Below are 25460 nucleotides of genomic sequence, written 5' to 3'. Positions count from 1 at the left end.
GCGGACCGTCGTTATCATTCGACAGTCCGCATTTTTCATGCGCGCGAGGAAATCCCCGCCAGATCCTTGAGCACCTCTCCGGCTAAAATCAGCCCGGCAATGGACGGCACAAACGCCAGACTGCCCGGTGCCTGCTTTTTGCTGTTGCCCGGACGTCCCGCTACAGTAGCGTTTGCAATCTCACGTTTGAGCGCAGACGGCTCTTCTCTGGAATATACTGTTTTCAGATGGCGGATTCCGCGTTTTTTCAGTTCGCGCCGCATAACGCGCGCCAGCGGGTCAACGGATGTCTGATAAATATCCGCCACTTCAAAGCGCGTCGGATCGAGCTTGTTGCCTGCACCCATGGAGCAGATGATCGGCACGCCCGCCTGATTGGCCCGGCATACCAGCTCGATTTTGGCTGACACAGTGTCAACTGCGTCGATGATATAATCATATACGCTCAAATCAATGCGGTCTGCGGTCTCCGGCAGATAAAACAGATTGTGCACTGTGACCGCGCAGTCCGGATTGATATCCAGAATGTGCTCTCGCATGACCTCTGTCTTCTGCCGTCCGAGCGTCGCATGCGTCGCCACAAGCTGCCGGTTGATATTGGAAAGCGACACCGTGTCATCGTCAAACAGATCGAGTGCGCCGACGCCGCTGCGCGCCAGTGCATCCACAGCATGACCGCCCACACCGCCGATGCCGAACACAGCAACCCGTGCCCGTTCCAGCCGTTCCATCGCTTCCGTGCCAAATACTGCTTCAGTGCGCACAAATTCTTCCCGCATAGTTTGTCCTCCCGGTTTGATATCAATTGAATTGTATTTGTTCCAGTATAGTGCAGCAGGCTGCGGACTGTCAATGCACTGGTTGTTGCATTGTGCCGCATTTATTGTTATACTAGTACGGTAGGAAATGGCTGCCTCTCGCAGCCGTTTATATGTATAAGGAGATCACCGCCATGTCCCATTTTAACGACCATCTGGACGATATCGTCCGGCAGCTGCAAACCGGCTACCAGTCCAGTGACTTATTTTTTACCCGCGACGGTCTGGAACGGCCAAACCGCAACGCCATCATTCAGATTCTGAATGATTTCCGCCAGCTTCTGTTCCCCGGCTATTTCGGCGACGAGAAGCCGACACGCACCTCTGCGCCTTATTTCGCAGGCCATATGTTGACCCGCATTTATGAAGAGCTGTGTCCACAGATTGAGCTGGCGCTCGCCTACCGAGAAGGCGGCCGCACAAAAAGCATCACGCTGCGCGCCGAGGAAGCTGCCTCCGAACTGCTCATGGAATTGCCGCGCATTCAAAAGCTGCTACTCATCGATGTAGAAGCCGCACTCAACGGCGACCCTGCCGCAGGCAGCCGTGAGCAGGTCATCTTTTCCTATCCGGGCCTGAATGCGATCTTTGTCCATCGTATTGCACATGAACTGTATCTGCGCGATATTCCGTATATCCCACGCATCATGAGTGAATATGTCCACGGCCTGACCGGCATTGATATTAACTCCGGCGCGACCATCGGTGAATATTTCTTCATCGACCACGGCACCGGCGTCGTGATTGGCGAGACCACCACCATCGGCAACAATGTCAAAATCTATCAGGGCGTCACACTGGGTGCACTTTCCACCCGTGCCGGTCTCAAGCTGGCAGGCAAAAAGCGCCACCCGACCATTGAGGACGACGTCACGATTTATTCCAATGTTTCGATTCTGGGCGGCCAGACTGTCATCGGCAAGGGCTGTACCATCGGCGGCAATGCATTTATTACCTCCTCTATTCCGCCCTTCTCGCGCGTCAGTGTCAAAAATCCCGAGCTGACCGTAGATGACTTCGGAGAAAAGGCCTATGAAGCATCGGGAAACCAGCAGTAAACACAACAGCCGGGGCAATGCCCCGGCTGTTTCGCCGTCAGATGGAATCCGATTTATATGGAATAAAAATCGCCCATGTTCTCGCTGCGCTCGACCAAATCAGCCAGTGTCACATGGTCAACTACGCCGTTGATTGCATCATTGAGCTGCTTCCACAGCGTCAGGGTGACACAGTTTTCTGCCTTCGGACAGGTCTCCACGCCCTCCTCCACGCAGGCAACCGGCACGAGTGAACCCTCCGTCAGGCGCAGGATGTCACCTACCGTGTATTCCTCCGGTGCTTTTGCCAGGCGGTAGCCGCCGGATGAACCGCGCACACTCTTGACAAAACCCGCCTTCGTCAGCATACCAATGATCTGCTCGAGATACTTCCCGCTGATGTTCTGACGCTTTGCGATTGTTTTCAGTGCTATATTTTCGCCGGTGTCATGCAGCGCCAGATCAAGCATCAGGCGAAGCGCATACCGGCCCTTTGTCGAAATTCTCATGCCATCTTCCTCCTTTTCCTATTATACAGTAGGAAAAATAGGCATGCAAGCTCTTTTTGTTCTTTTCTGTACGATGTTGACAGAAACCTTCCGATGCGTATGAAACTTCTGTACAAAAACTCGGCAAAGCCCATTTTTTTACTTGTATCTGTGTTAACAAAATGTTATGATATTATTCGACGTTTCACAAATAGGGAGGTTTCTGCCATGAAAAAGCTGGGCGCAATGCTCGCAACCTGTCTTCTGAGTCTTACTTTAACTGCCTGCGGTACAACGCCAGCCACGCCGGCAGGCTCCGCCGATACATCGGATACCGGTTCAGCTCCCGCTGAGCCTGTCATTCCTTCCGGTTCTGCTGTTCCGTCCCCCGGTTCCGCATCCGGATCGTCATCTGCACAGGAGGATCCCAATACACGTGTCTACCGCGACTGTTCTGTGACCATCCTCGGCTACAGCATCCGTGAAGACCGTGACGGCGAGCCGGCGCTGCGTGTAGAATGCCAATTCCGAAATGATTCCAAATCGTCTGCTTCGTTCAGCACAACCGTCATCCCCAATGCGTATCAGGGTGATCCACAGGAAGCGCTGGACTATGCCACCCCGGCCGAGACTGACCCGGAATACTCTGCCCTGCTCACGCTGCTCGATCCCGGGGAATCTATCGTCTGCGCCGGTTATTTCAAGCTGTCTTCTACCGATCTTCCGGTTGAACTGGAAATTAAGGATCTTCGTGACAGCTCTGCGGATGCCCTGTGCCGCACACTGGACATCGCTGGCATGCCAATGGAAGATTATCCCGAAACAAATGTAAAGAGCAAATAATTCACATATCAGCAAAAAACGGAGTTCGCAACGCGCGAACTCCGCTTTTTATTTGTCTCCGGAATTCTCATCCCGTTTCCCGGAGCTGTCTTTTTTCTTTTTTTGGGGCACCCAATCGATTTTCACACGCGATTTCAGATCCTTTGCCCTGTCTCCGAGCTGCTGGAGCTGCTGCCGCAGCGGCACAGCAGTTTCATTGGAACGCTTTTCGCCCAAACGCTCTGCCTCCTCCGAAACGAGGTGTTCCCCTGCCGGAAGTCCCTTCAGCCTGCGCTTTTTTTCACGCCGGGAAACGCTGACTACCATACCGAGTGCCAGATACATCGTTGCAATCGACGAACCGCCATAGCTGAAAAACGGCAGCGTCAGACCCATAACCGGGCCGATGCCGAGGCACATGAAAATATTTTCATAGGTCTGGAACAGCATCATACTGCCCACACCGACGCATATGAGCGATGAAATTTGTCCGTGTGCATGATATGCAATGAAAAAAGTACGGAATATCAAAGCCATCAGTGCGATTACGATGACCATGCATCCGACCAGTCCCCATTCCTCTCCGGCAACGCCGAAAATAAAATCGGTCTGCTTCTCCGGCAACATGTTGTTTTGCGTCTGGTTGCCCTGGAGGAAACCGGTGCCGAACAGCTTGCCTGAACCGATGGCAATGCGGCTCTGCTCCTGCTGCCAATATGTATCCGGTGCAATCGTCGGATCAAACAGAACCAGAATACGGTTCTTCTGAATGCTACTGAGTACCTGCCACAGGATCGGTACTGCCGCGCAGGCCAGAATCGCACCGCCGGCAAACCACTTTAAGCTGAGGCCTGCGGAGAACAGCATAAGCACAGCGATAAAGACATACGGCAACGACATACCGACATCATGCGACGGCAGGATGATTGCTGCCATGATCGCAAGCAGGTGCGCACCCAGCATCAGCAGGCTGCGCACACGATTGAGCCGATAACGCAGCAGGTTGATGTGCTTGGCAAACGTGAAAATAAACAACAGCTTGCCCAGCTCTGCCGGCTGAATGCCGATTCCACCGAAGCGCAGCCAGCTCTTATTGCCGCCGTCCTCATAGCCAAACAGAATCAGCGACAGCTGGAACAGAACATTCACGACGAGGACAATCCGCCACCAGCCCGCCAGCTTTTCCAGATCGACACAGGACACGATCACAAAGCCGATCAGACCGAGTACAATCGCCAGACCCTGGATGACCATATACCGCGTACTGCCGCCATCCAGGCTGTGGGTTGCGGAATAAATCAAAACCATGCCGAACGCCGAACAAAACAGCGCGATCAGCAGCAGAAAATAGTCCATCGTCCGAAAATACCGGCTCATTTTCTCTTTCAAATGTTGCATGAACTGATACCCTTTCCGGAAAACGGAAATCCGTTTCCGCGGCTGCGGAAGACCTGTACACAGACTGGGATTCAACCGCATCCGTTTCAGATTTAATACCTAATAATCATACCACCTTTGTCGCACGTGGTAAATAGTTTTTTGCTGCAAATCGCATTTTCCCGCACGCGGATTGCCGTCATCTCGCACAAATTTACAGTTTTGTACGGAATTCTCCGTAATTTGCAAAACTTAGGCTTCATTTTCCATATATTCATGGTATAATAGGAAATATATTTGGGCCTCCGGCAACGGATGCCATTCGCACACGAACACAAATCTCAGTTTGAAAAAGGAGTTTTTCTTATGCTTACTGATATCGAAATTGCACAGAATTGTTCCATGCAGCCGATCCGCGACGTTGCGGCAAAGGCGGGCCTTCTGGAGGACGAACTGGAGTACTATGGAAAGTACAAGGCTAAGATTTCCGACGATGCCTGGAAACGACTGAAGGACAAGCCGGACGGCAAGCTGATTCTGGTAACCGCCATCAACCCGACACCTGCGGGCGAAGGCAAAACGACCACGACTGTCGGTCTGGGACAGGCGTTGGACAAGATGGGCAAAAGCTCTATCATCGCGCTGCGCGAGCCGTCGCTCGGCCCGGTATTCGGCGTAAAGGGCGGCGCTGCCGGCGGCGGCTATGCACAGGTTGTCCCGATGGAGGATATCAATCTGCACTTTACCGGTGACATGCACGCCATCGGCGCGGCAAACAATCTGCTGTGCGCAATGATTGACAACCATTTGCAGCAGGGCAACGAGCTTCAGATCGACCCGCGCCGCATTGTCTTTACCCGTGTCGTCGACATGAACGACCGCGCACTGCGCAACATTGTCGTTGGTATGGGCGGTCCGATGAGCGGTGTACCGCGCGAGGATCACTATATGATTACTGTCGCCAGTGAGGTCATGGCAATCCTCTGTCTGGCTACCAGCCTGTCTGACCTGAAAAAGCGCTGCGGCGATATTCTGGTTGCATACCGTTATGACGGCTCTCCGGTATTCGCACGTGACCTCAAGGCAGACGGCGCCATGACTGCCCTGCTCAAGGATGCACTCAAGCCGAATCTGGTACAGACGCTGACCGGTTCTCCTTGCCTGATGCATGGCGGTCCGTTTGCCAATATTGCACACGGCTGTAACTCCATCTCCGCGACGCGTATGGCGCTCAAGCTGGCGGATTATACTGTTACCGAGGCCGGCTTCGGTGCAGACCTCGGCGCAGAAAAATTCTTCGACATCAAGTGCCGCAAGGCCGGTCTGCATCCGGACTGCGTTGTCCTCGTCGCAACCATCCGTGCACTGAAGTACAATGGCGGCGTTGCCAAGGCAGATCTCGGTACGGAAAACCTGGAAGCGCTCAAGGCCGGTTCGGTCAACCTTCAGAAGCACATCGAGAACATCGGCAAGTACCATGTCCCGGTCGTTGTCGCAATCAACCGCTTCGCTTCCGATACTGACGCGGAAATCGAATACCTGCGCACGCTGTGCCACGATATGGGCGCACGCTATGCCCTGTCTGAGGTATTTGCAAAGGGCGCAGACGGCGGCATGGAGCTGGCACAGATGGTCATCGAAGAAGCAGACAGCGGCAAGGCCGCTTTCTCGCCGCTGTATCCGGACGAGATGCCGCTCAGAGAAAAGATTGAGACCGTCGCAAAGGAAATCTATGGCGCAGACGGTGTTTCCTATTCTCCGGCAGCGGAAAAGTCCATCGATGCAATCACGAAGCTGGGCTATGGCAATCTTCCGGTCTGCATCGCAAAAACCCAGTATTCTCTGTCTGATGACGCCGCAAAGCTCGGCCGTCCGACCGGCTTCACTGTCAATGTCCGCACGGTGCGCGTCAGCGCGGGCGCAGGCTTTGTTGTCTGTGAGACCGGTGCAATCATGACCATGCCGGGTCTGCCGAAGAAGCCGGCTGCCTTTAACATCGATGTCGATGAGGAAGGACGCATCACCGGACTGTTCTGATTATGGTAATTCAAACACACAATGTTGCTGACACGGAGCGCGCGGGCGGTATGCTGGCCAAAAAGCTGTCCCCGGGTGCACTCGTGGCTTTTACCGGCGACCTCGGCGCAGGCAAAACGGCATTCTGCCGCGGCTTCCTGCATGCGCTTGGCTATACCGGGCGCGTCACCAGCCCGACCTTTGCCATTGTCAACGAATATGACACCGATCTGTGCCGTGTCTGCCATTTCGATATGTACCGCATCCTGGATGAGGACGCGCTGTACGACATCGGCTGGGATGACTATTTCGACGGCGATACCATTTTGCTCGTCGAATGGAGCGAAAACATTGCAGGTGCTCTGCCGGAGCCGCATGTCACGGTCGATATCCGCCGCGGCGCAGGCGAAACCGACCGCATCATCACGATAGACGGAGGGACTACACTTTGAAAATTCTTACACTGGAATCCTCCTCGCTGTCCGCTTCGGTCTGCGTGACAGAAGACACCAAACTGCTGGCACAGTCATTCCAGAACTGCGGGCTGACGCACAGCGCAACCCTGCTGCCAATGATCGACCATGTCATGGCGGCATCCCAGCTGACGATGGATGACATCGATGCCGTCGCCGCCGTCACCGGCCCCGGTTCCTTCACCGGCATCCGCATCGGCGTCGCTACTGCCAAAGGCATTGCAGACGGCAAAAGCCTGCCGTGCATCGGCGTTTCCAGCCTCGCAGGCGCGGCATGGAATGTCACGCTGACCGACCGCATTATCTGTCCGGTTATGGACGCGCGCCGCAGTCAGCTCTACAACGCGCTGTTTACCAGCTCCGGCGGCAATCTGGAACGACTGACGCCCGATCGGCTGATTACCAAAAGCGATCTCAAAAAAGAACTGATTTCTTTGGGAAAATCCGTTCTTTTGGTTGGAGATGGCGCACAAATGTGCTATAATGAGTTCATCGGTTCGGGGGAACTGGATGTTGTCCCCGCACCACCCGGTTTGATTTTCCCCTGTGCCCACGGCGCTGCCATGGAAGCGCACCGCCTTGCACAGGAAGGGCACCTGATATCTGCCGCGCAGCTGCTGCCGTGCTATTTGCGCCAGCCGCAGGCCGTCCGCGAACGGCTCGCACGCGAGGCTGCTCAAACCACCCACATTACAACAAAGGAGTAACGAATCATGGCTCAGGTTCACGTAATGGATCATCCGCTGATTGTACACAAGCTGTCTCTCATGCGCGACAAGTCTACCGGCCCCAAAGAATTCCGCGAGGCAGTTGAGGAAATCTCCACCTTGCTGTGCTATGAGGCTACCCGCGACCTTCCGCTCAAGGAAGTTGAAATTGAAACCCCGATCGCCCGCACCAAGGCGAGCTTTATTTCCGGCAAAAAGCTGGCTATCGTCTGCATTCTGCGCGCCGGCCTCGGCATGGTTGACGGCGTTCTCGATCTGATCCCGAATGCCAAGATCGGTCATATCGGTCTGTATCGCGATCCGGATACCTTGCAGCCGGTCGAATATTACTGCAAGCTGCCGACTGATATCAGCAGCCGCGATGTCATTATTGTAGACCCGATGCTGGCAACCGGCGGTTCTGCCATCGCTGCCATCCAGTTCCTCAAGAACTACGGCGTGCAGAACATCAAGCTGATTTCCATTCTCGCTGTTCCGGAATCGCTTCAGGCCATTCAGGAAGAGCATCCGGATGTCGAAGTCTACTGCGCAGCCATCGACGAAAAGCTCAATTCCAAGGGCTATATCGTCCCCGGCGTAGGCGACGCAGGAGACCGTCTGTTCGGCACCAAGTAAACACAAACAGAAAGCCGACGCTGCTCGCATCAAACGAAGCCGCGTCGGCTTTTTTCTGTCCGGGGAGGTTTTTTCCATGTCTCTGCCTTTTGACGGCTCGGGCAAACGGTTTTATCCGTATTTCTGGTATCTGAAAACAACATACGGCGGCCGCATCGCAAAGGTTCCGCTGGACGGTGGTTTCACCTGTCCCAACCGCGACGGCACGAAGGGCACCGGCGGATGCAGCTACTGCTCCGCCGCCGGGAGCGGAGATTTTATCGCCGCACCGGAATCCTCTCTGCGCGCACAGTTCGACCGCTATCGCACACAAATGCTCCGCAAATGGGAGCCGGTCGGCTATATCCCCTATTTCCAGTCGTTTACCGGGACATATGCGCCTGTATCCCGCCTGCGCGAGCTGTACACACAGGCACTTTCGCTCCCGGATGCAGTCGGGCTGTCCATTGCCACCCGCCCGGACTGCGTCGGAGAGGAGGTCTGTGCGCTGCTCGCGGAGCTCGCACAACAGGCTGACCTGACCATTGAACTGGGTGTGCAGACGGTATTCGATGCTACTGCCGCGCGGTGCAACATGCACCACACGTTTGCAGATTTCGAGCGTGCACTCGAACGGCTGCGCCGCATGCCGGTATCCGTGTGCGTCCATCTGATCGACGGTCTTCCCGGCGAAACACCGGAACAGATGGTGCAATCCGCCCGTCTGATCGGCAGCATGGGCATCGACGCAGTCAAGCTGCACGCGCTGCACATCCTGCGCGGCACACCGCTCGCCGAAACAGAATATTCATGTCTGACCATGGAACAGTATGTCTCCGTCATCTGTGACCAACTGGAGGTTCTGCCGCCGCATGTGGTCATCCAACGTCTAACCGGTGACGGCAAAGGCGAAGATCTGCTCGCGCCCGACTGGAGCCGCAACAAGCGCGCTGTGCTCGCCGCCATCGACCGCGAGCTCAAACGCCGCGACAGCGTGCAGGGCTGCCGCCTGCGCAGTTAATCCCAGCGGAGCGGGCAGGCCTTCCGGCTTGGTCTGCCCTCCGTCGACGCAAAATATGTCCCGGCTGCCATGATTGCAAGCGCAACGAGGAACGAAACCGATGGCCGCTGTCGAAACAGGAGCAGCGACAGACCAGTTCCGATAAAGGGTGCAATTGCATAATACGCGCTGGTTTTTGCCGCGCCAAGCTCGCGCTGTGCGCGAACATAGAAGAAAATACTCAATCCATATGCGACAAAACCCAGCAGCATTGTAAGCGCAATAAAACCAGGCTCAGGAAACGTCTCCCCTACCGCCAGTGCAAGCAGCAGCGAGCCGCAGCCCGAGCACAGTCCCTTAATGACGACAATCTGCCCGGCATCCTTCTGTGACATGCGGCGCGTGCAGTTATTTTCAAATCCCCAGCAGACGCATGCCGCCCTGCAAAATGCAACCTGAGCTGGTTTTATTCTCCTACCTCAAGGGTTGTTGTGTCATTGTCCGTTTTTGCCGGTTCCGTTCACATCAACTGCAAGGGGTTTATCTTCCTCGAAAGATAAACCCCTTTTTCTCAGTCAGCATATTCACGTACCATTTTAAACAGCTGTGTCCGGTTGCGGATACTCAGCTTTTTGTAAATGTTTAAAATATGTTTCTTCAGCGTGTTATTGGTGATGGTCAGCTGTGCGCAGATGACATCATTCGGCAGACCCTGCATCAGCAGACCGAGGATGGTTGTCTCCCGCGCCGTCAGATGAAAGCGCTCCTCACATTCATGGATGCTCAGCTTCTCGTGCTGGCGCGCACGGTCTTCATAATACCGTGCAGTGCGCAGCGCCAGATGTTCCTTGAACATATCCAGCAGGAAGACATCGTCATACAGGAAATCCGGCTGCCCGCGACGGCGGTAAAATGAAATTTTTGCGAGTACTTTTCCCTCAAATGCGGGCAGGATATGGACACTGTGATGAAAGCCCTCCGCCTTGGAAAAGCGCTGATAACACTCGGTTTCCATGCGTTCGTCCTCAGAAAAGACATCACTCTCGCGGTAAACCATGCTCTTGCCGCCCATAAGCAGGCCGCGGCTGAAGTCCAGCTTCTGATAATTGTCGAGATATTCCTTTGCAACGCGCTCTGAATAGGAATTGCAAACTGCATGCCGCAACTGTGGCAGCTCCTGTTCGGAGGAATAATAAAAGACCGCGCCATCAAAATCCATCAGGAGATGCATCTGTTCCAGAAAATTCCGGCACATTTCATTGAAGTCGCTGATCTGATGGATCTGATATGTGATATTGTTAAAAATTACCCAATCATTGGCTTCCTGTATATGCAAATTTGTCGCCTCCAACATAAAAAAAGAAGGCGTTCTACGGTAAAAAACCATAAAACGCCTTTGTTTTACAGGGATATGATATCATGCTGTCAGCAAACTGTCAAGCACTAACCCAAAATAATTCTGAATAAGTATACTCCTGCAAGAAGGAGTATCAGCTTTCACCGGAACCGGCTTCCTCTTCGCTTTGCGTGTTATCCGCAGCATCCCCGCCCTGGAGTGCAGCAACAGCTTCCGCAAGCCAGTTCATGCCGTCCTCCGACGTCAGCCAGCGATAAAACAGCATCGCGGGATCGTCTTCCTCCAGCCCGCCGCATACGGCAAGAGAATACTGTGCCCGCAGCGGATACACCGCAGAACCTGCGGCCTCTGTCAGCGTCTGCACAGTCGGCATGATACCATCCACCGCAACGACCGCAGTGCCCTGCGGAATGCCGTTTTCCTGCATCTCCAGCCAGGTTGTATAGCAGAGGGTTCCTGCTGTATGCGGGCAAGCCGCTGTCAGCATATCCTCTCCATCCTTTACCTGCACGCCAGCGCTGTCCGCACCAAACAGCTGTGCAAACAGCTTTCGGCTGTCCGCGCTGGGCGCGGATGCATAGCCCTTCCAGTTTGCCGAGCTGCCCTTATAGGCTGCTGCAATCTCGTCCCGTGTCAATGCTGCGGAAGATTCCTGTGCGCTGCCTGCCAGAAAGACCAGTGCATCTGTGCCGACCGGCTGCAATAAAACGCCCTGTTCCTTCAGCTTCGCCTCGGTCTCACTGTCCGGCGCATACGCCAGCACGATATCCAGATCTCCGTCCAGCAGTCGCTGCCACGCCTCCTCACTCGTGCCATAAAACGAAGTGAGGGCGGAAGCATCCTCATAATCGCCGCCAGTCGCCGCGGCTGCCGCCAGATTTCCGGGCAGGCTGAGCGATTCACAGCCGCCAAAGGCTTCCAGTCCGTCTGCGGGAATCTTTTCCACCGTCGCAGACTGTGCCGGTTCCTCAGAAGCCGAGCCTGCTGCGCTTCCCTCCTGCACCGGAGCCGCACCGCAGCCCGCCAGCAGGACGGTGCACAGCACCGCCGCGAACAAACCGTTTCTGTTCTTCATCGTCGCTCGCCTCCTCAATTTATACCCGTGAGCATTGTCCGGACAATCCAATCGCCATTGGAATCCACAATGCCCGACCAGCAGCCGGATACTGCCGCAAAATACGAACCGTCCACGCTGGAAATGCTGTTATATTCCGGCTCGAGCACAATGCGTCCCTTGGTATCGCCGATGCCCTGCAAGCCGGTCTCCGGATCGGTAATCGTAAACACAGAGTCGTCATATGCGGCCTGCGTTTGCGGCGCGGTATATAGATACGGGCGCAGCTTGCCGACCTTGGCCTCTTCGAGATCAAAGACCTGATAGCCGTCCTCCAGAGCGACTATCATCCGCTCTCTGCCCTGCCGGTAAAACGATGCCTCGCCCTCAAACGCAAAGCTCTCGAGATCGTCAAATACAACCGAATTTCCCTCCGCATCAGTATAGGCGAAGTAGCTCTCCGGCAGTGCAATCAGCTGCTGTGCATTCAGATCCTTCGGCAGCATCAGCTTCTGCCCCATCGCGGCGCTGAGAACCATGCATTCGTCCTCTGTTTCCCACAACTGATACAGCGGAAGCGCATCGCCGCACTGCGTGCCATTGCTATACTGGAATTTTGCCACAGTCTTGCCGGATGAATCGAGCACGCCGAACTTGCCTTCGGCATTCTTTGCCAGCGCATAACCGTCACAGCTCTCATCCAGCCAGGCCGCATCCACCTCTGTTACCGTGCCGTCCTCGTCGATAAAGCCCCATTCATTCTCTGTGAGCTGTACCGTCGCAGTACCGTCAGAAAATGCACCGACCTTCACAGCCGCGAGCGCAGCGCGGCTCTCAGTGGAATCTGCGTCACTGATATGCCAGATCGTGGTGTCCTCTGCGCTCTCCCGACTCACAATGATGCCATCCGTGCACGACGAGACAACGCCGTTCACTTGCCCGATGATCTTACCATCGCTGTCATACACCGTTGTGACCGAGTTTCCGGTGCGCTGAACAAAAATACAGCTTTCGTTCACGGTAATGCTGCCGTCAAACGGGCCGAGTACCCAACTGCCGTCGTGTGCGGCACAGGAAACACGTGTACCCTCCTCCGTGTCCTGCACCATCAACCAGATCAGCTGATCCTGACAGGTTTTGCGCTCCACAGAGGTATAAACCGGATTGGTGACCAATTCTCCGGCAGAATCCGCAAGTGCATAGCGGTAAACCGGTGTGCCATCCTGCTTCCAGCCAATCACTTTTGCAGCATACGGCAGAATCTGCCCATAATCGGAGGCGGGCGTCAGTGTATCCCTGACGCCGATGGCGCGCGCAATGCCGACCGGTTCCTGTATCTCAAACAGGACATCCTCTGTATTGGGCCTCAGCTCTGCGGCCGCCGGTTTTTCCTCCGGCGCGGAGCCTGTGTCCTGCGGCGCACGCGGCTGTGGCTGCGCCGCAACAGCCGCGCAGAGCAGCGCAGATACAACAATCATGCCGGCTGCCCGGCCAGCTGCCCGCTTTTTCATACTATCACTCCTACTTGTTTGTATTCGGTATCATTTTATTATTCTAAGCAGGTATTATCGCGCTGTCAAGGTTTGTATTGTAAACATTCTGCCATAATGCAAAAACGGCACAGCCGCCCGTCCGATTTGGGCAGGTCAGCTGTGCCATCTGCGCTGTATAATTTTGTATTATTTTTTGAACAGACTATCCAACAGCCGCCGGAAAAATCCGGGTTTCGGCTGTGATTTCGGCTGCGACGCTTTCGGCGCGGCAGCAACAACCGGCTTCTGTTTCGCTGCGGGTGGAATGGCGGATGCCGTCACGGTATCGCAGTTAAAATAGTCATACAGCTTCATCTGGCTGTTGACTGGGCGTTCTCCTTCGCGACAGACGACGCGCTCATAGGTGCCATCCGGCTGCATCAGCCACGACTGGCTGTTGTCGGTTTCCAATGTCTTCATAATATACAACAGCTGCTTGCGAATTTCCTTCGATTTCGGCTCCGCAAAAATCTCGACGCGGCGCTGCGTATTGCGGTTGAGCAGATCGCCCGAACCGAGATAAATGCGCTGGCGCTCGCCCTCGCCAAAGACAAAGATGCGCGAATGCTCCAGATAGCGGCCAATTATCGCACGAATGGTAATGTTGTCCGTACTGCCCTCAATTCCCGGGCGCAGACAGCAAATACCACGGATATACAGATGGATTTCTACACCCGCCTGTGACGCCTCGATCATTTTTTCCATGATACCGACATCGTTGAACGAATTGATCTTCATCGCTACATAACCATGCCCGCCGTTCTTCTGCACCTCGATCTCGCGGTCGAGCAGCTCCAGCACATGTGTGCGGTAGCAGTGCGGCGCAACCCAAAGCGATTCCGTCTGTTCCGTCGTCTCACCGATGGAGAGATTATTGAACACTTCGGTCGCATCGCGCCCGACGGCCTCCTCGTTGGTGATAAAGCACAGATCGGTATACTGCTCGGACGTCTTCTCGTTATAGTTGCCCGTGCCGACCTGAGTGGTATAGCTGACGTTGCCGTCGGCATCCTTGCGCGTAATCAGGCACAGCTTTGCGTGCACCTTGTAGTCACTCAGTCCGTAGATGACGCGGCAGCCTGCCTCCTCCAGGATTGCGGAATAATCAATGTTGCTCTGCTCGTCGAAGCGCGCACGCAGCTCCAGCATGCACAGCACATCTTTGCCACGGTCCGCCGCATAGCACAGCGCGGAAACCACCTTGCTGTGCCCAGCCAGACGATACAGGGAAATCTTGATGGAAACGACCTCCGGGTCATCTGCCGCCTCATACAGCATGTTGAGGAACGGATTATAGCTGTGGAACGGATACGCCAGCAGGATCTCATTGTCCGCCAGTGTACGGATCGGGATATTCTGATGATACACTGCCGGAACCTGCGGCTTGCGCTCCGGATAAAACAGCGAGATATCGGTTTCCTTCGCCTTCCCGGCAAGGGAAAAGCCAAAGCCAAAATCAAGCGGAATTTTTTGGATGAAAACGCCCGGAAGCGTGACTTCCAGATGCTCACAGAGATATTTCTGAATTTTTTCCGACTTGCAGGACATCTGCAAACGGACAGCAAACAGACGGCGGCGCTTTTTGAGCAGCTCCTGCATCACGCCGCGGAAGTCCATATCATAATCCAGCAATGCCTCATCCACCGCAATATCCGCATTTCTCGTGACGCGAATGGTCGCCTTTTCAACGATTTTCTGCTTGGTAAACAGCTGCCCAATAAAGTGCTCCACAATGTCGCACGTGAACAACACCTTTTTGCGCCCGTCAAAGCTGACGACGAAATAATCCGGCAGATGGCCGATCGGGATAACCCCAAACCGTTCCCCGCCGTTTTTGTTGTTGTGACAGGTGACGACATATTTTTCCTTGTTGCGCAGGAATGGGAACGGATGATGTCGGTCGACAATCTGCGGCGAAAGCAACGGCTTGATCTCCTCGGTAAAATACTTCTGCGCAATCATCTCGTCCATATTGCTGATCTTCTTAAAATTGATGAAGTCGATGCTGTGCTGCTTGAGCTCAATGACAAGGGAGGTATACATCTCTTCGGTCATCGGCTCAAAGGAGTGCACCATTTCGAGCATACGTGCAACCTGTTCTGCCGCATTCCAGCCGGTCTTGTCATCGAGCTTATCGGGATCCATAATGCTCTGGTCGGTCAGCGAGCCGACGCGCACCATGAAGAACTCGTCCAGATTGGAAAAATAGATGGCAGCAAATTTCAGCCGTTCAAACAGCGGCACATCCGCGCGCAGCGCTTCGGAAAGCACTCGTTTATTAAATTCCAGCCAGCTCAACTCCCGGTTGACCAGCAATTCCTTGGGAAGCATGTCAGCCGCCCTCCTTCTTATCCTGTTATTCATTCTGTTGTATCACAGCAGGGCTGTCCCTGTTTCATTATATCGCAATCATGCACAAATTACGAGGGGGCTTTCGTCATTTTTTACATTTTTTCCCGACGCATATATAGAAAAGCCGTATTGTTTCATTATATGACGTTCCTGTGCAAAAAAATGTCGGCATCGCCGCAAGGGCGATGCCGACATTGGCATATCTGTTATTTCAAACGGTGAATTACTCGAACTCAACCGGATCAATGTGCCAGATGTTGGCAGCATAGTCCTGGATGGTGCGGTCAGAGCTGAACTTGCCTGCATTGCAGATGTTCATCCAGCACTTGGATGCAAATGCATACTTGTCGCGGTAATCGCGGTTCAGACGCAGCTTGGTGTCGACATAGCTCTGGAAGTCGTACATGAGGAAGTACTTATCCGGATGGCTCTGACCCCAGTCAACCTTATGGATGATGGAATCATACAGCTCGCGGAAGATACCCGTGCCGCCATCGTTGAGCGTGCCGTTGACCAGTGCTTCCATAACGCGCTTGATCTTCGGATCGCCGTTGTAAATGTTGTACGGGATATAGTTGTTGTTCTCCTGACGCTCGATCTCTTCGACTGTGCCGCCGAAGATGTATTCGTTCTCGAGACCTGCCTCTTCGACAATCTCGACGTTTGCACCGTCCATCGTACCCAGCGTAACTGCGCCGTTGAGCATCAGCTTCATGTTACCGGTACCGGAAGCCTCGGTGCCTGCGGTAGAAATCTGCTCGGATACATTTGCAGCCGCAACCAGCTTCTCCGCATAGGATACGTTGTAGTTGGAGACAAAGACAACGCGGATCTTGTCACGTACCTGACCGTCATTCTCAATCAGACGCGCAATCTCGTTGATGAGCTTGATGATGCCCTTTGCACGGTCATAGCCCGGAGCAGCCTTTGCGCCGAAAATGAACGTGGTCGGGTAGAAGTCCTGGATGGAACCGTCCTTGATACCGTAGTAAATGTACAGGATGGACAGTGCGTTCAGGAACTGGCGCTTGTACTCATGCAGACGCTTGATCTGGATATCATAGATCGAGCCCTTGATCGGCGCAGTGCCGTCGTGCTTGAGCATGAACATGCCGAGCTGGCGCTTCTTCTGGTGCTTGATGTTCCAGAACTCGTCCAGAACCGCTTCGTCATGCGCATACTTCTCCAGCTTCTTGAGCTGAGTCAGGTCGGTAACCCACGCATCCGAGCCAAGCAGGCGGGTAATCAGCGCAGACAGCTCGCGGTTGTTCATCGCCAGCCAGCGGCGCTGCGTGATGCCGTTGGTCTTGTTCTGGAAGCGCTCCGGCCACAGTTCATAGAACGAGTGCAGGGTGTTCTTCTTCAGAATCTCGGTGTGGATCGCAGCAACGCCGTTGACGTAGCTGGAGCCGTACATCGCAAGGTTTGCCATGTGAACCATGTCGTGCTTGATGATCTGTACATCCTGGATGAAATCCGGGTTGCGCTGCTGCTTGTACAGCTCGTCAATGAACATGTTGTTGATCTTCTCGATGATCTCGTAGATTTCCGGTACAACAGCAATCAGCAGATGCTTGTTCCACTTCTCCAGCGCCTCCGGCAGGATGGTGTGGTTGGTGTAAGCGAAGGTCTTCTGCGCAATCTCAACGGCCTGACGGAACTCAACGCCCTCATAGGTGGTCAGCAGGCGGACGAGCTCCGGAATCGAGATAACCGGATGGGTATCGTTCAGCTGGATTGCGTTGAACTCAGCAAAACGGGTGAAATCATTGCCGTGATTTGCCTTGTACTTCTTGATGATGTCCTGAAGGGATGCAGAGCAGAAGAAATACTGCTGCTTCAGGCGGAGCTTCTTGCCCTCGTCGGTGGAGTCGTTCGGGTACAGAACGCGGGAGATGTCCTCTGCGCGGTTCTTCTCGCGGACGGATGCATCGTAATGCTGCGCATTGAACTCGTTGAAGTCGAAGGAAGAGATGGACTCTGCCTGCCACAGGCGCAGGTTGCCGATGTGCTTGGTGCCGTAGCCGATGATCGGAATATCATACGGTACTGCGCGGACGGTCTGGTCTGCAAACTTGACCAGAACTGCATCGGAGTCGGAACGGATGCTCCACGGATCGCCGAAACGGGTCCAGTCATCCGCGGTCTCCTTCTGGAAGCCGTCCTGAATATACTGCTTGAACAGGCCGTAGCGGTAGCGGATGCCATAGCCGTCGAGCGGCAGGTCGAGCGTTGCTGCGGAGTCCAGGAAGCAAGCTGCCAGACGGCCCAGGCCGCCGTTGCCGAGCGATGCGTCCTCAACCTCTTCCAGCATAGACAGGTCGAGACCCCTTTCCTTGAACTTCTCCTCGACCTCGTCGTAGATGCCAAGGCAGAGCAGGTTGTTGTAAATCGCGCGGCCGATGAGGAATTCCGCAGACATATAATATGCATGGCGTCCTGCCTGGTGAAGAAGCAGGCTTTCTTTCCACGGCTCGGCAATTTCTGACATGATCGCCTTGGACAGTGCATGGTGCAGGTCCTGCGCATTGGCCTCGTCGAGGTCTTTGCGAAGGTCACTTCGCAGGTAGACCTCCATGTTGTCCATAATTTTTGAGCAATTCATCGTGTGAATATACCACCTTTCTGATCGTAAGCAACAGGCTCCGCCGGAGGCATACGCAGCGGTTTACGCCGTCGTACTGTCATGCTTCCTCTGCCCAATCCGGCAAGACCCTATCTGAGATATGAATATTATACCATGATTTGAAATGTTTTCAACTAAAACCTGCCTTACATCCCCCATTTTATAACGCATTGCCAAATTCTCCAACATATTTTTACAGATTTTCGTCAGATTTTCTCGGTAAAAAAATTCGTTTTGTGCATATTGCCCTCACTTTTTCAAGATTAGGTTTTTTCTGGTAACACCGTTTTTTCAATTCCCTGTTGACAATGTCGCAATTCTGTGATATCTTTAATGCAATAAAGTAAAACCGTTGAACGAGAGAAGTACGCTTTCGAGATACGCATGCAGAGAGCCGCAGGTGGTGGGATTGCGGCGGCGCACAGATCGCGGAATGGACTCGTGAGGGCAGCCTGAACGCTTCGGCCAGTAGGCGCTGACGGTCTCCGACCGTTATATCGGAACGCACATGATGGTGTGCGGCGAGTGGTCGATTCCTTTCGGATCGGCAATACAGGGTGGCACCGCAGAGGCTTTGGCTTTTGTCCCTTGAGTTTGGAACAAACTCGGGATGAAGGCTTTTTTTGTTGCCCTTCCCGCCGCAAATCGTAAGAAAGGAAGATTCTCCATGCTGAAACCAACTGCTTCAGAAATTCAGGCTTATGCAGCCGATTATTCCACAATTCCGCTGTGCCGCGAAATTTATGCGGATATCACGACGCCGATTGCGCTGCTGCGCAAAATCGCACAGGTCTCCGACCGCTATTTCCTGCTGGAAAGCGTCGAGGGCGGCGAGCGCTGGGGCCGGTATTCGTTCCTCGGCTTCGATCCGATTGTGCACGTAACCTGCAAGGATCATGTCGTCACGACAGAGTACACCGACGGACGCCCCACGGAGACCGTCACGACCGACACCCCGAATGAAGTGCTGCGCACACTGATGGCACAATACAAGGCGCCCCGCATTGAGGGCTTCCCGCCGTTCACCGGCGGTCTGGTCGGCTACTACGCCTACCGCATGATCGGCTATGCCGAACCGACCCTGAACCTGCGCTCGAGCGATGTCGATGACTTCGACCTGATGCTGTTCGACAAGGTCATCGCCTATGACCACCTGTCGCAGAAAATCGACGTCATTGTCAACATGCGGACGGACGATATGCTGGAGAATTACGGCACTGCACGCGCGGAAATCGAAAAAATCATCCGTCTGATCCGCGAGCCGATGCCGCTGCCCGTCACGCGCAGCCACTGCAAGCCGAACTTCACCTGCAATGTAACAAAGGAAGAGTACTGTGACATTGTAAACAAAACCAAGCAATATATTGTAGACGGCGATATCTTCCAGGCAGTCCTTTCACGCCGGTTTGAAACGCCGTATACCGACAGCCTGCTCGATGCCTACCGCGTCCTGCGCACCACTAACCCGTCGCCGTACATGGTTTACCTGCATCAGAACGACATTGAACTGATGAGCACCTCTCCGGAAACACTTGTCCGCCTGCGCAACGGCCGTCTCGCCACCTTCCCGGTCGCCGGCTCCCGCCCGCGCGGTGCAACACAGGCCGAGGATCAGGCGCTGGAAGCTGACCTGCTATCGGATGAGAAGGAGCTTGCCGAGCACAATATGCTCGTCGATCTCGGCAGAAACGACATCGGCCGCCTGTCTGAATTTGGCTCGGTCGAGGTCACCGATTATCAGATGATCCACCGCTATTCACGCATCATGCACATCACTTCCGTGGTTGAAGGCGATATCAAACCGGAGTTTGACGCCTTTGACGCCATCTCCACCCTGCTCCCTGCCGGAACTCTGTCCGGCGCACCCAAGATCCGCGCCTGTGAGATCATCGAGGAGCTGGAGCCGTGCGCACGCGGCGTATATGGCGGCGCACTCGGCTATGTCGATTTCACCGGCAACATGGACACCTGCATTGCCATCCGCATGGCAGTCAAGAAAAACGGCCGTGTTACCGTACAGGCGGGCGGCGGCATTGTCGCCGACTCCGTACCGGAAAACGAATACATGGAATCACAGAACAAGGCAGGCGCGGTCATCTCCGCCATCGAGCGCGCCGCAGAAGTTGATGCGGACTGAGAGGGGGTTGCAGCATGCTTTTACTGATTGATAACTACGACAGCTTTTCCTATAATCTGTACCAGATGTGCGGCGCAATCGAGCCGGATATCCTCGTTGTACGCAACAATGCGATTACATTAGATGAAATCCGTGCACTCGCGCCGTCACATATCATCCTCTCGCCCGGCCCGGGTCGTCCCTGTGACGCCGGTATCTGCGAAGATGTGATCCGCGAATTTGCCGGAAAAATCCCGATGCTCGGCGTATGCCTCGGTCATCAGGCCATCTGTGAGACCTTCGGCGGTACTGTCACCCATGCGCGCCGTCTGATGCACGGCAAGCAGAGCGTCGTTTCACTCGATCCCGCATGCCCCCTGTTTGACGGGCTGCCCGATCACATTCCGGTCGCACGTTACCATTCCCTCATCGGCACCGACCTGCCGGATGCTCTGACCGTTGTTTCCGCTGACAGCGTGGGCGAGGTCATGGCAGTCATGAACCGTGATAAGCAGGTATACGGCCTGCAATTCCATCCGGAATCCATTCTGACGCCGGACGGCGCCGTTATCCTGACGAATTTTCTTGCTCTGTGAGCATGCGTGTATGGATCGGAAAAAGGAGCGTTTACCATGATTAAAGAAGCAATTGAAAAAATCGTTATGAAGGAAGATCTGACCTATGACGAAGCATATCAGGTCATGAATGAAATTATGAGCGGCGAAACCTCGCCCACACAGAATGCTGCATTTCTCGCGGCATTGTCCACCAAGAGCGCCAAGGCAGAAACCGTCGATGAAATCTCCGGCTGTGCCGCTGCAATGCGCAGCCATGCGCTGATGGTCGATACCGGTGACATTGAATGCCTGGAAATTGTCGGAACCGGCGGCGACCGCTCCAACTCGTTCAATATTTCCTCCACTGCTGCACTCGTCATCGCAGCAGCCGACCAGCCGGTTGCAAAGCACGGCAATCGCGCCGCTTCCTCGAAATCCGGCGCAGCGGACTGTCTGGAAGCACTGGGCGTCAATATCGACCAGTCCCCGGAAAAATGTGTGGAAGAACTGAAAACCGCAGGTATCTGCTTCTTCTTCGCACAGAAATATCACACTTCCATGAAGTATGTCGGTGCAATCCGCAGGGAGCTGGGCATCCGCACCGTATTCAATATTCTCGGGCCGATCACCAATCCGGCCAGCCCGTGCTACCAGCTGCTCGGTGTCTATGACGAGTATCTGGTTGAGCCGATGGCACGCGTGCTCACCAATCTGGGTGTCAAGCGCGGCCTGGTTGTCTATGGTCAGGATCGCATGGATGAAATCTCTATCAGCGCACCGACGACAGTCTGCGACTTTGGCGGCGGTGAATACAAGACCTACACCATCCAACCGGAGGACTTCGGCCTGTCCCGCGCACAGAAGAGCGATATCACCGGTGGCAGTGCGGAAGAAAATGCACAGATCACCCGCGCAATCCTGTCCGGCACGGAGCGCGGCGCAAAGCGTGATATCGTCCTGATGAACGCAGGCGCTGCCCTTTACATCAGCGGCAAGGCAGCTTCGATTGCCGATGGCATCAAGCTGGCGGCGGAGATGATCGACTCCGGCAAGGCAATGGAAACGCTGAACGCATATATTGCCGTTTCCAATGCCTGAGTATATCGCGTTGCAAGTATAATATGATAAGGTAGAAAATCATGATTTTAGATCAACTTGCCGATTATGCCCGCGTGCGCGTCGCGGCTGACAAAGAAAAAACTTCTCTCGATGCGCTGCAACATCTGTGCGCAGACGGTGCGGCTCCTTCCCGCCCGCCGTTTTGCTTTGAACGAGCGCTGCGCGGCGACGGCCTTTCCTTTATCTGTGAGGTTAAGAAAGCCTCTCCGTCCAAGGGCATTATTTCAAAATCGTTCCCCTATCTGGACATTGCCGCAGAATATGAGCAGGCAGGCGCGGACTGCATCTCCTGTCTCACTGAGCCGAAATGGTTCCTCGGCAGCGACAGAATCTTCACCGATATCCGCAGCCGCGTGAACACACCGATGATTCGGAAGGATTTTACGGTAGACGAATACCAGATTTATCAGGCAAAGCTGATGGGTGCGGACGCCGTCCTGCTCATCTGTGCGCTTCTGGACACACAGACCATCGCGCACCATCTGGAAATTTGCGAAAAGCTCGGCCTGTCCGCTCTCGTGGAAACACATGACGAAGCGGAAATCCGTTCCGCAGTTGAGGCCGGTGCCCGACTCATCGGCGTCAACAACCGAAATCTGAAGGATTTTTCTGTCGACTTTTCCAACGCCGCACGCCTGCGCGACCTGATCCCGGCGGACTGCGTATATGTCGCGGAATCCGGCGTCAAAAACGCGGCTGATGTCGCCGCTCTGCGCAGCATCGGCGCGGACGCCGTGCTGATGGGTGAAGTCCTGATGCGCGCCCCGGATAAAGCTGCTCTGCTGGCACAGATGCGGGGGTAATCCGATGAAAGTAAAAATCTGCGGGCTCAAACGCCCGGAAGACATTCAAGTGGTCAATCAATATCGCCCGGATTACATCGGCTTTGTCATCAACTTTCCCAAAAGCCATCGAAGCCTGACCCCGGAACAGGCATGGCTGCTCCGGACAGACCTGTCCCCTGAAATCCCGGCGGTCGGCGTGACCGTCAACCAACCGCTCGCGTACAACGCCGCACTGCTGAACAGCCACACAGTGGACATCATCCAGCTGCACGGACAGGAGGACGATGCCTTTGTCCAAAAATTGCAGGCGCGCACCGGAAAGCCAGTCTGGAAGGCATTCCGCATTCGGTCACAGGCTGATCTGGACGCGGCACGCCACAGCAGCGCAGATCTCGTGCTGCTGGACAACGGATATGGCACCGGCGAAGTGTTTGACTGGACGCTTGTGCGCGATATCGGCAGACCATTCGCACTCGCAGGCGGACTGCGGGCAGATAATCTCAGTGATGCGGCAAAGATGCAGCCGTATGTCATGGACATTTCCAGCGGCGCGGAAACGGACGGCGTCAAAGACGCTGACAAAATCCGCGCGCTGATCGAACAAATAAGGAGTTTCTAAACATGTCTAACGGAAGATTCGGCATTCACGGCGGACAATACATCCCCGAAACCCTGATGAATGCCATTCATGAACTGGAAGAAGCGTACAACCGCTATAAAGACGATCCGGAATTCAACGCAGAGCTGGACGAACTGATGAGGAACTATGTCGGCCGCCCCTCCCTGCTGTACTATGCCGAGAAAATGACCAAAGACCTCGGCGGTGCAAAGATTTATCTCAAGCGTGAGGATCTCAACCACACCGGCTCACACAAAATCAACAACGCACTCGCACAGTGCCTGCTCGCAAAGAAAATGGGCAAGACACGCGTCATCGCGGAGACCGGCGCAGGTCAGCATGGCGTTGCCACCGCAACCGCAGCCGCACTGCTCGGCCTGGAATGCGAGGTCTATATGGGCCGTCTCGACACCGAGCGTCAGGCGCTCAATGTCTACCGCATGAAGCTGCTGGGCACCAAGGTACACCCGGTCGACAGCGGCACAGCGACGCTCAAGGACGCCGTTTCCGAGACCTTCCGCGAGTGGGTCAGCCGCATCGACGACACGCACTATGTCCTCGGGTCGGTCATGGGTCCACATCCGTTCCCAACGATTGTCCGTGATTTCCAGTCGGTAATCTCGAAGGAAATCAAGCAGGAAATGCTGGAGCGTGAAGGCCGCCTGCCGAATGCGGTTATCGCCTGTGTCGGCGGCGGTTCCAATGCCATCGGCGCGTTTTACAACTTTATTGACGATCCTGAGGTACAGCTGATCGGCTGTGAGGCCGCAGGCCGCGGCATCAATACAAAGGAAACCGCCGCAACGCTGTCCACCGGACGCCTCGGCATTTTCCACGGTATGAAATCCTACTTCTGTCAGGATGAATACGGTCAGATTGCACCGGTTTACTCCATTTCTGCCGGTCTGGACTATCCGGGCATCGGCCCGGAGCACGCGATGCTGTTCGATTCCGGCCGTGCCAAGTATGTCCCTGTCACCGATGAAGAAGCGGTTCAGGCATTCGAGTACCTGTCCCGCACCGAGGGTATCATTCCGGCTATCGAGTCCGCACATGCCATTTCTTATGCGTGCAAGCTCGCACCGACTATGTCGCCTGATCAGATTATTGTAATCAACGTCTCCGGCCGCGGCGACAAGGATGTCGCTGCCATTGCCCGCTACAGAGGGGAGGATCTCCATGACTAAAATTGCAGATGCCTTTGCAAATGGCAAGGCGTTTATCCCGTTTCTGACCTGTGGAGATCCCGATTTGGAGACCACAGAAAAACTCATTTCCGCCATTGCAGACGCAGGAGCAGATCTGATTGAGCTGGGTATCCCGTTCTCTGATCCGACCGCCGAAGGCCCGGTCATTCAGGACGCAAACCTGCGCGCGCTGTCCGGCGGCGTGACCACCGACAAGATTTTTGATATGGTTCGCCGTGTGCGCCAGACGGTCAGCATCCCGATGGTTTTCATGACCTATGCGAATGTCATCTTCTCTTACGGTGCAGAAAAATTCCTCAAAACCGCCGCAGAAATCGGCATGAACGGCATTATTGTGCCGGATGTTCCGTTTGAGGAAAAGCAGGAATTCGAGCCTCTGTGCAAAAAGTATGGTCTGGCACAGATTTCCATGATTGCGCCGACCTCGCATGACCGCATCCGCGCCATTGCGGAGCAGGCAGAGGGCTTCCTGTACTGTGTCTCCTCGCTCGGCGTCACAGGCACGAGAAGCAATATCACCACCGACATCGGCGCGATGGTCAAACTCGTCAAGGAAGTCAACGACATCCCGTGCGCAGTCGGCTTTGGCATCTCCACGCCGGAACAGGCGGAGTCCATGTGCCGTCAGGCAGACGGTGCCATCGTCGGCTCGGCAATTGTCAAGCTGATTGCAAAATACGGTCGTGACAGCGTGCAGCCGGTCGCAGAATATGTGAAGTCCATAAAGGACGCCTGCCGCCGCGCGGATTGATTTCCCGCCTCCAATTTGATACACTGACAGT

Annotated in this window: 23 protein-coding genes and 1 other annotated feature; of the genes, 14 read left to right on the top strand and 9 right to left on the bottom strand. The window is 54.7% G+C overall.

Annotated elements, in window-relative coordinates; genetic code table 11:
• Nucleotides 1–35 precede the first annotated feature (35 nt).
• The gene (locus tag ACLM7Z_RS09260; protein ID WP_087020121.1) at nt 36–779 is read right to left on the bottom strand and encodes a tRNA threonylcarbamoyladenosine dehydratase; all 744 of its coding nucleotides are present in this window, start codon (nt 777–779) and stop codon (nt 36–38) included.
• 173 nt (nt 780–952) lie between these two features.
• Here ACLM7Z_RS09260 and epsC point away from each other — a divergent pair, with 173 nt between their 5' ends.
• A complete protein-coding gene (epsC, locus tag ACLM7Z_RS09255; RefSeq protein ID WP_087020118.1) occupies nt 953–1876 on the top strand; it encodes a serine O-acetyltransferase EpsC in 924 nt (307 codons plus the stop codon).
• Between the two features lie 53 nt (nt 1877–1929).
• Here epsC and ACLM7Z_RS09250 read toward each other — a convergent pair whose 3' ends face one another.
• Nucleotides 1930–2364 (bottom strand): RrF2 family transcriptional regulator, encoded by a 435-nt coding sequence (locus tag ACLM7Z_RS09250; RefSeq protein WP_435644933.1) that lies wholly within the window; start codon nt 2362–2364, stop codon nt 1930–1932.
• Nucleotides 2365–2571: 207 nt separating this feature from the next.
• On the opposite strand from ACLM7Z_RS09250, the gene ACLM7Z_RS09245 reads away from it, so the two are divergent.
• Complete coding sequence (locus ACLM7Z_RS09245) at nt 2572–3186, top strand: DUF5067 domain-containing protein (protein WP_273350369.1); 615 nt, start codon at nt 2572–2574, stop codon at nt 3184–3186.
• 48 nt (nt 3187–3234) lie between these two features.
• On the opposite strand, the gene ACLM7Z_RS09240 is transcribed toward ACLM7Z_RS09245, so the two are convergent.
• Nucleotides 3235–4563 carry an FtsW/RodA/SpoVE family cell cycle protein gene (locus ACLM7Z_RS09240; protein ID WP_435644932.1) on the bottom strand — a complete coding sequence of 443 codons (1329 nt, stop codon included), beginning with the start codon at nt 4561–4563 and terminating at the stop codon, nt 3235–3237.
• A gap of 345 nt (nt 4564–4908) precedes the next feature.
• Between ACLM7Z_RS09240 and ACLM7Z_RS09235 the strand changes: the two genes are divergently transcribed.
• From ACLM7Z_RS09235 to ACLM7Z_RS09215, 5 genes are all read left to right on the top strand, one after another.
• On the top strand, nt 4909–6579 hold the full coding sequence (locus tag ACLM7Z_RS09235) for a formate--tetrahydrofolate ligase (protein WP_087020109.1): 1671 nt from the start codon (nt 4909–4911) through the stop codon (nt 6577–6579).
• Nucleotides 6580–6581: 2 nt separating this feature from the next.
• Entirely contained in the window at nt 6582–7010 is a 429-nt protein-coding gene (gene tsaE / locus ACLM7Z_RS09230; RefSeq protein WP_087020105.1) for a tRNA (adenosine(37)-N6)-threonylcarbamoyltransferase complex ATPase subunit type 1 TsaE, read from the top strand.
• The gene (gene tsaB, locus ACLM7Z_RS09225) at nt 7007–7738 is read left to right on the top strand and encodes a tRNA (adenosine(37)-N6)-threonylcarbamoyltransferase complex dimerization subunit type 1 TsaB (RefSeq protein ID WP_087020102.1); all 732 of its coding nucleotides are present in this window, start codon (nt 7007–7009) and stop codon (nt 7736–7738) included. Before tsaE ends, tsaB begins: the two co-directional genes overlap by 4 nt.
• A gap of 6 nt (nt 7739–7744) precedes the next feature.
• Nucleotides 7745–8374, top strand: a complete 630-nt coding sequence (upp, locus tag ACLM7Z_RS09220; RefSeq protein WP_087020099.1) for a uracil phosphoribosyltransferase — start codon at nt 7745–7747, stop codon at nt 8372–8374.
• A gap of 76 nt (nt 8375–8450) precedes the next feature.
• On the top strand, nt 8451–9374 hold the full coding sequence (locus ACLM7Z_RS09215; protein ID WP_087020096.1) for a TIGR01212 family radical SAM protein: 924 nt from the start codon (nt 8451–8453) through the stop codon (nt 9372–9374).
• On the opposite strand, the gene ACLM7Z_RS09210 is transcribed toward ACLM7Z_RS09215, so the two are convergent.
• The 6 genes from ACLM7Z_RS09210 to ACLM7Z_RS09185 all read right to left on the bottom strand — a co-directional run bounded on the left by ACLM7Z_RS09210 (nt 9371) and on the right by ACLM7Z_RS09185 (nt 18253).
• On the bottom strand, nt 9371–9823 hold the full coding sequence (locus ACLM7Z_RS09210) for a DMT family transporter (protein ID WP_273350370.1): 453 nt from the start codon (nt 9821–9823) through the stop codon (nt 9371–9373). The two genes, ACLM7Z_RS09215 and ACLM7Z_RS09210, sit on opposite strands and share 4 nt — an antisense overlap.
• Nucleotides 9824–9924: 101 nt before the next feature.
• Nucleotides 9925–10689, bottom strand: coding sequence for a helix-turn-helix domain-containing protein (locus ACLM7Z_RS09205; protein ID WP_165761111.1), 765 nt, complete (start codon nt 10687–10689; stop codon nt 9925–9927).
• 154 nt (nt 10690–10843) lie between these two features.
• Entirely contained in the window at nt 10844–11785 is a 942-nt protein-coding gene (locus tag ACLM7Z_RS09200; protein ID WP_273350367.1) for a substrate-binding domain-containing protein, read from the bottom strand.
• A gap of 14 nt (nt 11786–11799) precedes the next feature.
• A complete protein-coding gene (locus ACLM7Z_RS09195; RefSeq protein WP_087020084.1) occupies nt 11800–13275 on the bottom strand; it encodes a WG repeat-containing protein in 1476 nt (491 codons plus the stop codon).
• Nucleotides 13276–13443: 168 nt separating this feature from the next.
• The gene (ppk1, locus tag ACLM7Z_RS09190) at nt 13444–15627 is read right to left on the bottom strand and encodes a polyphosphate kinase 1 (protein ID WP_165761110.1); all 2184 of its coding nucleotides are present in this window, start codon (nt 15625–15627) and stop codon (nt 13444–13446) included.
• Between the two features lie 244 nt (nt 15628–15871).
• Entirely contained in the window at nt 15872–18253 is a 2382-nt protein-coding gene (locus tag ACLM7Z_RS09185) for a glycogen/starch/alpha-glucan phosphorylase (protein WP_087020078.1), read from the bottom strand.
• A gap of 364 nt (nt 18254–18617) precedes the next feature.
• Nucleotides 18618–18866: a binding site (T-box leader), on the top strand.
• Nucleotides 18867–18941: 75 nt separating this feature from the next.
• Between ACLM7Z_RS09185 and ACLM7Z_RS09180 the strand changes: the two genes are divergently transcribed.
• The 7 genes from ACLM7Z_RS09180 to trpA are packed head-to-tail and all read left to right on the top strand — an operon-like array spanning nt 18942 to nt 25429.
• Nucleotides 18942–20411: an anthranilate synthase component I family protein gene (locus ACLM7Z_RS09180; RefSeq protein ID WP_435644931.1), complete on the top strand. Its 1470-nt coding sequence runs from the start codon at nt 18942–18944 to the stop codon at nt 20409–20411.
• 14 nt (nt 20412–20425) lie between these two features.
• Nucleotides 20426–20986 (top strand): anthranilate synthase component II, encoded by a 561-nt coding sequence (locus ACLM7Z_RS09175; protein WP_435644930.1) that lies wholly within the window; start codon nt 20426–20428, stop codon nt 20984–20986.
• 36 nt (nt 20987–21022) lie between these two features.
• Nucleotides 21023–22045, top strand: coding sequence for an anthranilate phosphoribosyltransferase (gene trpD / locus ACLM7Z_RS09170; RefSeq protein WP_435644929.1), 1023 nt, complete (start codon nt 21023–21025; stop codon nt 22043–22045).
• Nucleotides 22046–22086: 41 nt separating this feature from the next.
• Nucleotides 22087–22869: an indole-3-glycerol phosphate synthase TrpC gene (gene trpC / locus ACLM7Z_RS09165; protein ID WP_087020067.1), complete on the top strand. Its 783-nt coding sequence runs from the start codon at nt 22087–22089 to the stop codon at nt 22867–22869.
• A 4-nt stretch (nt 22870–22873) separates the two neighbouring features.
• Nucleotides 22874–23470 carry a phosphoribosylanthranilate isomerase gene (locus tag ACLM7Z_RS09160; protein WP_087020064.1) on the top strand — a complete coding sequence of 199 codons (597 nt, stop codon included), beginning with the start codon at nt 22874–22876 and terminating at the stop codon, nt 23468–23470.
• Between the two features lie 2 nt (nt 23471–23472).
• Nucleotides 23473–24657, top strand: coding sequence for a tryptophan synthase subunit beta (trpB, locus tag ACLM7Z_RS09155; RefSeq protein WP_087020062.1), 1185 nt, complete (start codon nt 23473–23475; stop codon nt 24655–24657).
• A complete protein-coding gene (gene trpA / locus ACLM7Z_RS09150; RefSeq protein WP_205703628.1) occupies nt 24650–25429 on the top strand; it encodes a tryptophan synthase subunit alpha in 780 nt (259 codons plus the stop codon). The genes trpB and trpA overlap by 8 nt, the downstream gene beginning before the upstream one ends.
• Nucleotides 25430–25460: the final 31 nt, after the last annotated feature.

Origin of the sequence: Butyricicoccus porcorum, assembly GCF_051246315.1 — a bacterium.
GTDB classification, from domain to species: Bacteria; Bacillota; Clostridia; order Oscillospirales; family Butyricicoccaceae; genus Butyricicoccus_A; species Butyricicoccus_A porcorum.
This window is presented reverse-complemented; position numbering and strand designations above follow the sequence as displayed.